Here is a 14,842-nt window from a genome sequence, read left to right as displayed (position 1 = left end):
AAACAAATCTATGCAGGTAACAATCCTAGTTCCTAGCCCCTTCCCGATTTATACCTTCTTTAGACACGCTTAGTAATCTCGCCGTACTCTCCTTGATGTCTCCTGTATATATACATGATGTATGAAGAAAATATCGCCCATAAATTGATAGTCCACACCGTTAACCTATCGTTGACCTTTCGTTAACCTATCGTTAACCTACTAACGAGACACCGACGCAAGTATACTGTAATACAGGCGAGATACCCCTATAAAACATTCCCCGGATCAGCATGGCCAACCCGGGGAATCAATATCATAAAAACTAACCTATTACCAAATAGAAGCTCTTTTCTCAACCGGCAAATACAATGCATCTCCCTCTTTCACGCCAAACGCATCATACCACATACTGATGTGAGGAAGCGCCGCATTCACACGCCACCGTCCCAAAGAGTGAGGATCGGATTTCGTTTGCAAACGGATTTGTTCATCACGGGTGTTTTCTGCCCAAACATTGGCGTATGACAAGAAGAAACGTTGTTCCGGGGTGAAACCATGCTCGTCTTTTCCAAGCGGTTTTTCAGCCATCGCTTTCTGTAATGCTAGGAATGACACTTGTAAACCACCATGGTCAGCGATATTCTCACCTAACGTCAGTTCTCCATTCGCTTTCAAGCCCGGTAACACCTCTATATTTCCAAAATAGTCTACTAACACTTGGGCTCTTTCCTTGAAGTTCTTGGCATCCTCCGGAGTCCACCAGTCTTTCAAGTTTCCATCCTTATCATATTGACGCCCTTGATCATCAAAACCATGAGTCATTTCATGACCGATAACAACTCCAATAGCACCATAATTACAAGCATCATCCGCATTCATGTCAAAGAACGGGTATTGAAGAATAGCTGCCGGGAAACAAATTTCGTTCGTCGTCGGATTGTAATAAGCATTTACAGTTTGCGGGGTCATCAACCATTCGTCCTTATCAACCGGTTTACCTGCCTTGGCAATCATTTTATCATGATCGAAATGATTGGAACGAATAATATTCGCCCAGTAAGAATCATTCTTTATTTCCAGATTGGAATAATCTCTCCATTTATCAGGATAACCCACTTTTACATGAAATGCGGCCAATTTTTCCAAAGCTTTCGCTTTCGTCTCTTCACTCATCCATTCCAATCCTTGAATCCGTTCTCCTAAAGCTTTCTGCAAGTTTCCAACCAACTTAATCATACGCTCTTTAGCCGCGGCAGGGAAATATTTTTCGGTATACATTTGTCCGACAGCCTCTCCCAGCACACCATTCACAGCGCTAACAGCACGTTTCCATCGAGGTTGCATTTCTTTCGTTCCGGAAAGAGTTCTTCCATAAAAATCAAAGTTCTGTGCAACAAAGTTATCACTCAAATAAGAAGATGCCGTATTAATCACATTCCACTGTAAATAAGCCTTCAATACATCCAAATCTTCTTTTTTCAATAAGTCGGCAACCGTTTTGATCTCATCCATTTGTCCCACGTTCACATCCTGCAAATCTTTCAACCCGATCGTCGTGAAATAAGCATCCCAATCTATTGACGGAACTTCTTTCTTCAATTGTGCCACTGTAATTTTATTGTAATTCGCGTACGGGTCACGCAATTCCACGGCAGACTTAGAAGCTTCAGCCAAACGAGTCTCGACTGTCATCACATTCTTTGCGGCTTTTTGGGCTTCTTCCGCGGTAAACCCGGCCAATTGGAACATCTTGCCCACGTGTTCTTCAAACTTCGTGCGAATTTCCTTCGTATGGTCATCACCATCCAAATAATATTCACGTTCCCCCAAGCTTAAACCTCCTTGATACAACTGGGCAATGTTCATAGAACTGTTCATGTCGTCAGCCCCCACGTACAAACCGAAGAAAGGTCCGAAACCATCCCGGTGCATAGTTGCTATCTCCTGAGATAAACCATTTCTATCTTTGATTGCCGCCAATTTATCCAAGTATTCTTTAATCGGGGCAACCCCGTCCGCATTCAATTTAGCACTATCCATGGCGATATTATACAAATCCCCGATTTTCTGGGTGATACTGCCCGGCTGAGATTGTTGTTTAGCCAGTTCCTCGATCAATCCTTTGATCTGGGTACGATTATTTTCGGCCAATTGATCGAATGAACCGAAACTTGAATACTCATCCGTGAGCGAGTTAGCTTTCATCCAGCCTCCACAGGCATACTGGTAAAAATCATTTCTCGGATTAATCGTCTGATCCAGATTCGCAAGGCGGATTCCACTTTCCTGGGTCGCCTCTTTTTTACTATTGCAACTTGTAGCTATCAATGCTAAAGCAATAAAAGGTAAATAAAATTTTGTTCTCATATAATCAGTTTTCTAGTCATCTCGCCATAACGGAAAATACCCGTAAAGTTCTTTCAACCAATAAAATCACATACACGATTCATGTTAACCCTGAAAAGAAGTTGAGCATAAACAACCCACGAGAACCTTACAAACTTGGGGCTGTATTTACAGCCCCAAGCGCAGACAAAAATATAATATTTTATAATGAAATGAAAACTGATCGGTGTTTTTTTACCACCCGTACCAGGCATCTTTCAATTCTCCGACAGTAATGGATTCCAAATTCTGCCCGTGTTCATCAAACCATTTCCGCACGATGTCCTGTTCTTCCGGAGTAACACTACCCCGTTCACGGGTAATGAATCCCCCACAAACATTGGAATTCCAACCTCCCCCCATTTCCAAAGAATGAGAATTCAACAAACTTGCCAACTCCTGCAACCATGCTTCAACCACTTGCATTTCCGTATCTGCCTTGAATTTGGCATCAAAAGAAAATCCCAGTTCCCGGAACTCTCCTCTATGTAATTTCTTACGTAATCTCTTTTTCATATCTATATTTTATTATTCCAATTCTACTCGTATATCCCGTAATCCCATATCGCTATTCTTGTTGGCAGGATGAGCCATTCCAAGACTGCAATCATGAATTTCCCCGGAGTAAAGCTTCATTGATTTCAAACGAAGTTTATACTCTTCTTGTTTCACGTTCGGATTCATCAAATAGGTTACTTCTGTCCCGTAACGATTGTGTAACTTTACGACCAACTGATTATTTCCCTTCTTCAAATGTAGTTTTATCACCTCATTTGTCCGGGGTACTCCGCCAACATACGTACGCAACAACACATCCTTACCATTCAAGGCTACCTGCACCCCGTCGGCAACCCCTAATTCAACCAGTACATCCTGCTCCCGATCACTCGTTAATTCGTGTAATATATGCACCGACTGTTTCTCCTGCATTGGGATATTTAAGGCTTTTCCCGGTTTAAAATCATCCCACAAACGCCAAGCTGCCGCATTCACTTTCGGATCAAGAATCGTACCATTAAAGCGTTCCTCTTGAGGATCGAACATATACACCTTACCCCACGTGATCCCCTCCGGGTGGTTATTCAACTTTTGTACCTCCCCGCCAACCAAAGTCACATCCTGCTCTTTCCCGTCAATGACCAAACGGAGTTCTTTTCCCTGCTCTCCAGCCGTGTAAACAATTATCGGGGTAATGGTCTTTCCGGATTTTCTGAAATGCCAGCTAAACCCAACCGTACTCCGGAAACTGGAATAATAATCCATACTGGAATAAGCATACACGGGAATTGCATTCACAGCCGACAATTCACTCGTTTCAAGTATCTGGTCGGGAACAACCCGGAAGGCTCCGGCAAATTCCAGTTTCACCACGATCATGCCCCGATCCGGTTTCACATCCCCGGGAATATTTACCGACACGGATTGCCCATCCTGTTTCAAGTTCAAGGCCTTCCCGTCAACTAACAAACTTGCTTTTTTCGCTTTCCCGATCAACCCGTTCAAAATAATCTCCCGGTTAGCCGGGATCTTCTCAACAAACAAGTAGAGATTACTCCCCTTACAAGTAATATCCCCCCATTCAACAGCATGATCAAAAGGATTAGCTGTCGTATTATAAATTCCTTCCCCGTAACGTTTCATCCATTTCCCCATTGCTAATAAAGCATCCCGTTCGAATTCTACCACGGAACCATCCCCCCTCGGACCAATGTTCAATAAAAAATTACCGCCACGGCTTACCACTTTCACTAAACTACGTAACTTCTCATCAATCTTTTTATCCAAACTTCCCCGTTCCTGCCAAGAGCGATAACTCCATGTCTCGTCGAAAAACGAGGCCGGTGTCTGCCAAGGCACTCCAATTTTATAATCCGGGTAAGCATTATCCGCCATCACGGCAAAGTCTCCCCGGTCATTTCCCAAACGCCCACTCACCATACACTGCGGTTGTAGACGACTCACAAGGTCATACAACTCTTTACTCTGCTGCCCGCTCAAAGACCCCATGTCAAACCAAATTTCAGAAATCGGACCGTAATTCGTCATGATCTCTTCCACTTGATGCATACTGAACGCATGGTGTTCCTTCGAGATAGCATCCGCATTATGAGGGGTAATGCCATTTCCGGGGAAATTCCAATCAATCAATGAATAATAAACCGCAAACTTCACCCCCTGCCGACGGCAAGCATCCGACAATTCTTTCATCACGTCCCGCTTGAAAGGAGTTGCATCCACGATATTATACTTCGTATACTTGGAATGATACATACAAAAACCGTCATGATGCTTTGACGTGAACACGATGGACTTCATCCCCGCCGCCTTTGCCAAAGCCACCACGGAATCGGCATTCCATTTCTCCGGATCAAATTCTTTCGCCACCGCCTCGTACTCCGCCTTCGGGATCTTGGCAAAAGACTGTATCTGCTCGCTATACCCGGCACGAACCGGTTGTCCCTTCCAAACTCCCCCCAACTCCGAATACAATCCCCAGTGAATAAACATGGAAAACTTCTGATTCACCCAATCCGGATTGGGTTTCTGTTGTCCAAAAGCGAATTGCACGCCTAACAACAAAATAACTAAACATCCGCGTAATAACATAATAAACACTTTTACAATTTAAACACTTTACACAAAATAGAGGTCGTAAATATAGCATTTATTGATGTTTTTAAAGCCCATTAACCTACAAATTATTCACGATCCGACTCAATTTATGACATAAAATTAATAGTAAAAAATTAAGGGATACCCCGGAAAGAACCGGGATATCCCAACACAACAGGAAAACTCACGGGGTTGCCCAAAAAGTCATTTTATTTCAAAAAACTCCTCCGTCACTTCGTGCCACCTCCTCTATAAACAGAGGAGGAGCTGGTGACTATCCTCGAATACAGAGAGCATTTCAGCTCTCCCTCTGTTTATAGAGGGAAATCGGCGAGTAAGCGAGAACAGACAGAGAGTTTACTCGTTGTCTGTCGAGCGAGAGCCGATTCGAGACTGCTTGCAGGCTCAATACCCCGAAGGGGGGAGGGAGTTAAAAAATGACTTTTTGGACATCCCCACTAAATTTTCACTTCTATTTATCGCCCTCGTCTCCTAATCCATATAAAGATCGCCCAGAAAGCTAACAGGCCGGGCCAAACACCCATGAGTACCACTTTCCAGAAATACATCCAATCCATGCTCACGTACACTTTATTATCAGGCGGGGTAGGACGGCGCACGTCAATCGGCACCTCTTCATTGGATAACCAGAAGAAAGAACCGGATATTAAAGAGTAGTTTGCCGCGGCAACATCCTTACGCCCGATACTGATTTCCCCGTTACTCAGGCAATCCGCATCACCCAAGATAATAATGCGTTGTTCTTTCCCTCCCATCGGACGGGACATCGCCAAAGCCGTGACATACGAACGCTCAACTTCTCCAATCGAAGGATTAAGAGAAACCGTATCATCTAAAAAGTCAACCGTTTCCAATTCATTCCAACTGTCGATCGTGTCACTCACGAACAAAGGCGTGATAGCAAATCCTTTATCCTCAAAGCACTCCAATCCTGTCGTACCCGGCATGGTCACCACGTATTCCCGGCGAATCATCTGGTTGAAAATATAGGAAAACTCTCCGGCCTCCTTGGTCGGCGTGGCGATAATAAAATCGGGCTGGAAATGCTCGCTCTTCTTCACCAAGCGCCCCGGCATAAACCGCACACCGAAAGATTCCACCAACGGGTTCATAAACTCCTGACGACGAGGTTCCCCGGCGATCAACAGATTCCCCCCGCGGGCGATATAAGCATCCAGATTTGCTTGTTCATCCGCAGTCATCGGGGTTCTCATGTCCGCGATCACGATAATATCCACCTGTTCCGGGATCGGCTTATCCAATGTCACTTCTGTAAAGTCAAAACCTTGATTAACCAAAGAATAGCGGAACGGTTTATCTTGAGCGAAACGATTGTAGTCCCGGTCTCCTTCCCGAATACAATCCCTTTCCCCGTGCCCTTTCACGAAACCGACAAGAGGCAATTCCATCACCAACCGCTTGAAGGCGGCAGAGATTTCCGTCTCAAAGGGAAAACGCTGAATATCATCGAATATTCGCAAAAATGTCTTCTCCCCGTTATCCCGTTCCAGCAACCGCACGAAACGATTCCCTTCCGGCCCGAGGTCAGCGATCTTTCTCACCTCTTCCGGGCGCATAAACATATTGGAATCCAAATTCCAGATTTCAGCCCGTTTCAACATTCTCTCCCGGTCGGACAAATTGGGATAAGCCTTATCCAGTTCCGGATTCTTCGCCTTATCGTAATAATAGACGTATTTCATTTTGATTTCCGGCTTAAACCGGGTGTACATCTTGAAACGTCGCAGATCATCGTTCACGCTACGGGGCAATCCGGCCCAATAGTTCTCCTCCAATATATTCACGAAAGTTGTCATCGTCAATCCCCCATCCATCCGGGCCACGATACTCTGACTATTAGGAGTCAGCGTCCGTTGTTTCGTGGCTGTCGTGTCATAAAAACACATCAGCTTCGGCCGGGAAGTCATATATCCCAACAACATCGCAATCACGATAACACTCCCGTATTTCCCGACGGTCGTCATCCACGTCGTCTTCTGCCTCCGGGACTGCAAGCGGATAATTGAAAGGAAAAGAAACAACGCCACCACGATCACAAAGTAGAGTACATCCTCGCTACAAATCAAACCGTTAATAAACTCCTGCGCCCTACCGTTAATCGCCAGCCAATACGTTATATCACGCACGAAATCAATATCCTGCCACATATCCCCCACGAAGTTCAGCACCGCCAACACCGCCAAGGTTCCCATGGCTGCCACGACCTGATAGGAAGTAATGCTCGACATGAATAACCCGATCGCGGCGTACGCGCACACGAGCAAGTAAAGCCCGAGCATACCGGAAAGAATCAAGGGAACGTCTGCCGATTTTATAGTAATAGCGGCAAATACAAGGTACACGGCCAGAATACACATCAACACCAAGTTGTATATCATCATAGAAAGATATTTTCCCAAAATAATCTGCGTATTGGTAACCGGGGAAGAGTACAGCAACTTGATCGATCCGCTACTCAATTCCCGGCTCATCAACCCCATGGTCAACAACGGAATATAAAGATACAAGTATTGCTGCATCGCAATAAACATCCCCCGCCATCCGGCAAAGACGCCCATCGTCACGTTGTAAAGCCCGTACCCCAATTCCTGACTTCTCACGTTACCCGCCAAGCCGTTCGTGAACGCCATACTCGCTTGAAAGGTAAATATCACCAGAATCAACCACGCAATCGGAGAGTAAAACAAGGTTTGTAACTCCGTGCGGGCTATTTTATATATTGTCTTCATCTCGTTATCTGTTTTTAGTCATTATTTCTTTGATAATTCAGCAAAAATCTCATCCAAGGAGCTCTTTTCCTGACGGATTTCGACTAACCGCCACCCTTTCGTCACGCTGGCCTCGACCAAACGTTCCGTTGCTTCCAGCGCATCCGAAAACTGAATCCGGAACTTCGATCCGCCCAGTTCTTCCACGGCAACCACACCCGGAATTTCCCGGATCATCTCTACCGGTGGTGCGGCTATTAACGACACAAATAACGTATTGGGAACAATATAATTATCAAACTCATCCACCGTACCGGCAAAGACCACTTGCCCTTCCTCGATCATCCGGATATAATCACAAGTCGCCTGCACTTCAGAAAGGATATGCGTGGATAGAATCACGGTTCGGTCCACCGCGATCTCCCGGATCAGTTCCCGGATCTCCACGATCTGATTCGGGTCAAGCCCGTTTGTCGGCTCATCCAACACCACGAAATCCGGATTATGAATGATGGCCTGCGCTATACCCAATCGCTGCTGGTACCCTCCCGACAAGTTCCGGATCAATCGCCGACTGAAATGGGAAATTCCACAACGCCCCATCACGTCTTTCACGGCCCCTTGAACCTCATGAGCGGGAATTAGCCGCATATTGGCACAATGCACCAAATACTCCTCCACCGTCAAATCCATATGCAGGGGCGGTTTCTGCGGTAAAAAGCCCAAATGCTTTTTGGCCTCTACCGGATTCTCCCGTAAATTAATTCCCTTAATATACACCTCCCCCTCCGTCTGTTTCAACACGCCACAAATAATGTTCATCGTGGTTGACTTTCCTGCCCCGTTGGAGCCTAGTAACCCGTAAATGCCATTTCGCGTAATTTCAATATTAATATCCCGAATCGCCCATTGAATACTGTAACGATGAGATAAATGCTCCACTTTTACAATAGATTCTTCCATACATTTATTTTAAATTCATACAATACACACAAACCACGGGGCTGCCCGAAAGTCATTTAATTTCAAAAAACTCCTCCGGCCTTCGGCCACCTCCTCTATAAACAGAGGAGGAGCTGGTGACTCTTCCCGAAGATAGAGAGTATTTTAGCTCTCCCTCTGTTTATAGAGGGAGCACCCCGAAGGGGGGAGGGAGTTAAAAAACAACTTTTCAGCCCCCTCTTCTTTTACTTGTTAGCTAACATCTTATTAATCTTATACAGCAAATACTCGTAATGCAATTTTGTTTCCCCGGAACTCTTCGTCACTGCTCCTTTCAACAAGTCCTGAATCTTGAACAACATATCGAAATAGTAATTCACCGGGATATAATCACCCGGCATCACCACCTGCATCGTGGGATAAAACCCACTCCGTTCTTCCGGACTCATCCCTTTCTCCGGCAAAACAGCAAGTTGTTCTCGTATCAAATCTAACTGCTTGCGATCAATCGTCTCCGGTACAATCGCCCCTTCATGACCAGCCATAGCAATCCCCCTTCTCGGAGTAAAATTACCCGCCGTTGTCGCGATCGTGGAGGATGCCACCACGCTACCCAAGAACTCCTTCTGCAAATCCATCTCGTACTTCTCCAAAGGACGATTTTTCAACGTCCCGTCCCACACGTTCCTGTAAATATCCTCGACATACTCGACTAACGAATAATCCCCGCCCTTCTCAGCCCCAAGAGCCACGTACTTCAACCGGAACGTTAAAGTCCCCAGGATAAAACTCCGAATTTGGTCCACATTGGAGTTTCGAATCTCCAACTTCTTCTCAATCGCCTTGTTTTCCAACCAAGCAAGGTCTTTCGCCATATCGATCATACATTTCACGGCCGCTTTCTGTATCGCCCCGGGTACAACCACGTAACTCGGCTCCTCCTCCGTGGAGAAAGCCTCCATCTGGTAAAAACCACCCAGATTCACCGACACATCGTTGATCCGCTTTTGCAACTGACCACGTAACGAGTTATACAACTGACTTCTCAAGCTCAGGTCTTCATCCCCCTCGGCATACCAGTCATAGAAATTCCGAACCGCTATCTTCAAATTATTCACGGCATACGCCAAAGCCTTCAAATGATCATCTCCCAAGTCTCCGGTAAAACAACGGGGATCATAGTAGTAATAAGGCACTTTCCCGAAACGATACTTCGGATTTGTCCGTCCCTCCCGAATCCAACGATCCAAGGTCGCAAATTCATCCTTCGCCGTAATGACTGTCGGAATCGGTTCATACAACCATCTGATCACGTAATAATCGTATTCTCCCAATCCCCCGGGAACCATTCTTACACCCTTTTCCACGTCCCCCGGCTGGGCAATATAATTACACGGTACGTAATCCATCACGGAAGGACTCAAACCATGCTCCCGGGTAAAAGACGGAGAACGTAACGAATCAACCGGATACACGGCTGACGCTCCCGCATTATACACCAGACCCAGATTAATTCCCGCCTCCCGCATAATCTCCACACGGATCAGCTCCCCGATCATCTCCTCGGAGAAACGAGTTGTCCGGACACTCGGATCAGTCGCCATCGTCGTCAACATCCGATTTGTCTTCAAGCCGGACACCAACCCGTCATAAATATAAAGAGAGGCATTCAGGATCTCCCCCGTACGAGGGTCCACGTGCATCGAATTCTGCATATCAAGCCACAACGGGGCATACCTGATCGTGGAATACTTTATATTGTTGGCATTAAAATCCGGATCATCTTTCGGGAAATCCATCACCCGTACCACATCCTTAAAACCTATCTTCTCGAAAGCCTCATTCCACGCCTCGATCCCCTCTTTAATGTAAGGCTGCCACTCCTTGGGCATCAGCGTGTCCATGTAAAACACAATCGGTTTCTTCACCTCGACCATTTCTCCCCGGCGATGAGCGGCCTCATCTACCGGTTCCACCCGCCAACGTTTCGTGTAAAATGTAGATTTCAACCCCTTCCGGTCATTCTCGACCTGCGAAACCTCCATGAAAGAGACTCCCAAACGGGGATCGGCCAAGCGGGGACGCATGGGTTCTTCCGGTAACAGCATCAACATCTTATTCGTCGTCACGGAAACTTTCACGTCCCCGGGAATCACCTTAAAAGCCCCGAACAGATACTGGTTTTCGATAAATCCCAGCTCACACGTCACCATGATATTGTTATCGAAAGCGTCAACGTCTTTCAACATTGAACACTCCTTTTTATATTCATGCTCCCGGGAAATCAGTCCAAAGAAAGAATTTCCCCCGATAGCCGTAAACGGGGTCGTGTACGGGGAATACTCCATGAATAAAGGAGTCATATCCACCACAACTGCCGTGCTATCCGGGGTATAAGCCTTTATTTTAAACGTGCCATACACTCCCCCGGCATTCGATCGCTCGATAGCCTCGTTCCAATTTGTCTCCAAACTATTATTCAGAGGTTTATCGATTAAGAATATCCGGGCCTGCAAGGTCGAATCCAAACGGGTAAAACAGAACGGCAAGCCATATCCGGCAAACTGTCCGACCACTCCTTCCCCATTATCACTGATATTCTCGATGGAAGAGGTCAGCATCATATCTTTGCCCAACAACTTTATCGGGAACTCAACCAGCACTTTATCCCCGATCTTGTGAACCGTCATCAGTCCATGAGCCGTTTTCACCTGCTTGCCCTTGAATAATTTCTGGTAAGCTGTCAATGTCTCTTTCTTCTCCTTATCCTTTTTCTTCGCTTGTCCTTGTACACCCCAACCGAACAGGAAAAAAGAAAGAAAACAGATATATAATATATTTCTCATATCCTTTCGCGTATTAGAAAATCAAACCTATTTCAATGCTTGTTCTATCTTGTACAACAACAACCGATAGTGCTGGCGGGTATCCTCTGATCCCGTATTTGCCTTGCTCTTTAGTAACACCTGAATCCGTTTCAACATATCGAAATACAGATGATCCAACGGTTCGACCACCATATTGGAATTCACGTTCACCCAATAGCCGAAACCTTGTCTTTCCGACATATTCAATGGCAACTTTGTCACGGGGGCCTCAGCGCAAGGCTGTACCGCCTCCACGTTCGAAAAACCTCCCAGCACTTCCAACGGCAACTCGCCATACCGCTCCCGGCTCATCAACTTCACTTGCTCCGGCACCTCGATCATCTTGCACCCGTCAGCCAGCGACAACGGATCCCCGGACATCCCCTTTTTCCCCAAGTCCGTGAAGAGTAGCATCTGCCTTAAAATCTCCATCTGCATCTTTTTATCTTGCGTGGTCAGCGTCTTTCCCTGACGGGTAGGAGCAAAAGCGAAGTCCTGCACGTGTGTCAAAAACTCTCTCGTGGAATAGGTATCCTTATTATCATCCTTCACCGCACTCAAAGCTACCGCCCATCTCCGGGATAATAACGCCCCGAATATTTTCTCTTCCAACTCGGTCGAGATATTACTCATCAGGGGCAATTTTTGCTGCATATCGGGAGCATTCAACCATTCCAAGTCTTTCATTTGTCCCAACAGGAAATCGACTGCTTGTCTCTGCCTCTCTTTCGGAACTACCGCGTAACTCGGCAATTCATCCCCATCATACCGCTCGTTCAAATATATTCCCCCGATATTCAGCAACACGTGATTCACGTAACGCACGTACTGGAACACGATTTCATTGTACATATTCTGCTGGAACGTGTAGTCCGGATCATCCCGTGCCACCCAGTCGCCCATATTCGCCAACACGTACTTTAAATTCTTCACCCCGTAAGTAGCCGATTTAACCGCATCGTCACCCAAATCTTCCTCTACCGAACTGGGGTCCAGTCTTGACGAGATCTGTTGTTTCCCGTAACGATAAACCGGATCTCCCGACTTTTCCGTAATCCAACGACTTAATGTAGGAACTTCCTCTTTCGAACTTTTGGCATCTAACAGAGGGGTATATAGCCATTGAATCGTGAAATAATCGTACAAACCCAATTTAGGCGGGGTCAGTTTCACTCCTCGTTCCTTGTCCCCCGGTTGAGCGACATAATTATTCCGGGCATAATCCATGATCGAATACGTCGTCCCGTATTTTTGAGTAAACGAAGGCGAACGCAACGAGTCTGTCGGGATCGCCGCGGAACCGGACATATTATGCATCAACGCCAAACAATGCCCCACCTCATGGGACACCACGTAACGGATACAATCCCCCAACACGTCCTCATCCAGAATTACCTTACGGGCCTCCGGGTCTGCCGGAGAAGTCTGCAGGAAGCGCCAATCATGCACCAACTGGATCAAATTGTGATACAAATAAACAGAGGCATTCAGAATCTCCCCGGTCCTCGGGTCCGTCCACGAAGGCCCCATGGCATTCGCCACCTGTGAAGGAGAATAACGCACGCAAGAATACTTCATGTTATCCGGGTCAAATTCCGGATCATCCACCGGGAAATCCCGTGCCACGATTGCCTTCTTAAAACCGATCTTCTCGAACGCATCCTTCCACTCCTCTACCCCGGCCTTGATATACTTTTTCCAGCTTTCCGGAAAAGCATTATCCACGTAAAAAACAATCGGTTTCTTGGGTTCCACAAGCCGCCCCATCCGAAAAGCCGTTTCATCCGACGGCTCCAACCGCCAGCGTTGAGCATAATATATATTCTTCAATCCGGAATCCCCATTCCGAAAATCCGCCACTCCCTGATAAAATATCCCGATACGGGGGTCCGCCATCCGGGGACGCATCGGTTCCTCCGGCAAGAGGATAAAACTGCGTGTCATCAAAGAGGTGAACGGAAGTTTATAGATGTAATAATACCTCCCGTCCCGCAGATTGACCTCGTAACTCAAAGACGTCTGTACACTCACGTTATCCTCAAACGCTTTTATCCTACCCAACTGGGAATTATCCTTTTTAAACTCTTTCACGATCCATCTCCCGCCCCAAGTTGCCGGAGCGTATGCAGAAAAAGGAGTCAACTGCTCGTCATCCCGCAAGAAGAATTCAGTCATCTCAACAACTACTGCCGTGCTATCCGGGTTATAGGCCAATATTCCGCTATTGTACATCACGGCAGGTTTCATACTCTCCCGAATCCGTTGTGCCACGTTTGCCAACTCCGTCGTGTAACCATGATTCACTTGCCGCAGACTAATGATCGAATCCGTCTGTGTAAACTGCACGCACAAGGGATCGGTCGGTTTCTCTCCCACGCTCCCGAACAAATTATTGGTTGTTTCGGAAATCGTTGATCCTAATAACATATCTTTCTCCAACAGATTCCGGGGAATCTCAAAATATACTTTCCCATCCATCTTATGAATAGTCAGTAATCCTTTTACCGTTTCGCAGGTCTTGCCTTTGAATAATTTCTGATAAGGTGTCTCTTTTTCCACCTCTTTCACGCCTTTTTTCTTTTTCCGAGCGAACCCGTCCTGCACGCCACAGGTAAATAGGAACAGCACGATGAAGAAAAAACTCACTGATAATCTTCTCATAATCTTCTCATTTTAATTTACATATAATAGCTACACACCCTTCACTTTTGACATGGTTTTCCCAAGAGGACATCCTCAAAATCCTACTTGTTGTTTAAAAACTCCTCCGGCCTTCGGCCACCTCCTCTATAAACAGAGGAGGAGCTGTAACTCTTCCCAAAGATGGTGAGTAACTTAGCTCTCCCTCTGTTTATAGAGGGAGTACCCCGAAGGGGGGAGGGAGTTTAAAAAAGGACTTTTCAGCCAGCCTCTTTTCAAGAAAACATAACACTCAAGCCTAAGAAAACTTTTACTCGTAACGCTTGAACGCCCAATTATAAGAGCCTCCCCATTTCCATTCAATATCTACAATCCGTCCCAAACCGGAAACATGGAATAACAGCCCTTTCTCACCCGGATTCGCATCCGCCAACACTTCCGTGCTCAATTTATAGATATAGAAATTTCCATCATCCAGTGCCACACCGATTTCTCCGGCATTTGCATCCTGCAATATTTCCACGATATTACCGCTTGTATAATCCGTGAATAGCTTTACGCTCTTCGTGTTCACATCATAGAAGTACAACTTACTGCCTTCACCCATGAAAAGATAAGAACTAGGGCGAATCCGGAAATATACCGTATTGTCAGAGATAACAC

8 protein-coding genes are annotated in these 14,842 nt (G+C 46.1%); all 8 read right to left on the bottom strand.

What is annotated here, in order from left to right; genetic code table 11:
* Positions 1 to 312 precede the first annotated feature (312 nt).
* A complete protein-coding gene (locus AB5542_RS09795) occupies positions 313 to 2,349 on the bottom strand; it encodes a M13 family metallopeptidase (RefSeq protein ID WP_279039810.1) in 2,037 nt (678 codons plus the stop codon).
* Positions 2,350 to 2,562: 213 nt separating this feature from the next.
* A complete protein-coding gene (locus AB5542_RS09790; RefSeq protein WP_118305505.1) occupies positions 2,563 to 2,883 on the bottom strand; it encodes a 50S ribosome-binding protein YggL in 321 nt (106 codons plus the stop codon).
* A gap of 12 nt (positions 2,884 to 2,895) precedes the next feature.
* Positions 2,896 to 4,974 carry an alpha-L-fucosidase gene (locus AB5542_RS09785; protein WP_279039812.1) on the bottom strand — a complete coding sequence of 693 codons (2,079 nt, stop codon included), beginning with the start codon at positions 4,972 to 4,974 and terminating at the stop codon, positions 2,896 to 2,898.
* 482 nt (positions 4,975 to 5,456) lie between these two features.
* On the bottom strand, positions 5,457 to 7,751 hold the full coding sequence (locus tag AB5542_RS09780; RefSeq protein WP_279039814.1) for a Gldg family protein: 2,295 nt from the start codon (positions 7,749 to 7,751) through the stop codon (positions 5,457 to 5,459).
* Between the two features lie 21 nt (positions 7,752 to 7,772).
* Positions 7,773 to 8,693, bottom strand: a complete 921-nt coding sequence (locus AB5542_RS09775) for an ABC transporter ATP-binding protein (protein ID WP_279039816.1) — start codon at positions 8,691 to 8,693, stop codon at positions 7,773 to 7,775.
* Positions 8,694 to 8,917: 224 nt separating this feature from the next.
* Positions 8,918 to 11,518 carry a zinc-dependent metalloprotease gene (locus AB5542_RS09770; RefSeq protein WP_279039817.1) on the bottom strand — a complete coding sequence of 867 codons (2,601 nt, stop codon included), beginning with the start codon at positions 11,516 to 11,518 and terminating at the stop codon, positions 8,918 to 8,920.
* A 27-nt stretch (positions 11,519 to 11,545) separates the two neighbouring features.
* A complete protein-coding gene (locus AB5542_RS09765; RefSeq protein WP_288215289.1) occupies positions 11,546 to 14,200 on the bottom strand; it encodes a zinc-dependent metalloprotease in 2,655 nt (884 codons plus the stop codon).
* A 289-nt stretch (positions 14,201 to 14,489) separates the two neighbouring features.
* Positions 14,490 to 14,842 (bottom strand): hypothetical protein (locus AB5542_RS09760; RefSeq protein ID WP_368243048.1); only part of this gene is annotated, 353 nt, incomplete at its 5' end.

The sequence above is a fragment of the Butyricimonas sp. RTP31003st1_G1_RTP31003_210430 genome (assembly GCF_040920905.1).
GTDB lineage: Bacteria > Bacteroidota > Bacteroidia > Bacteroidales > Marinifilaceae > Butyricimonas > Butyricimonas paravirosa.
This window is presented reverse-complemented; position numbering and strand designations above follow the sequence as displayed.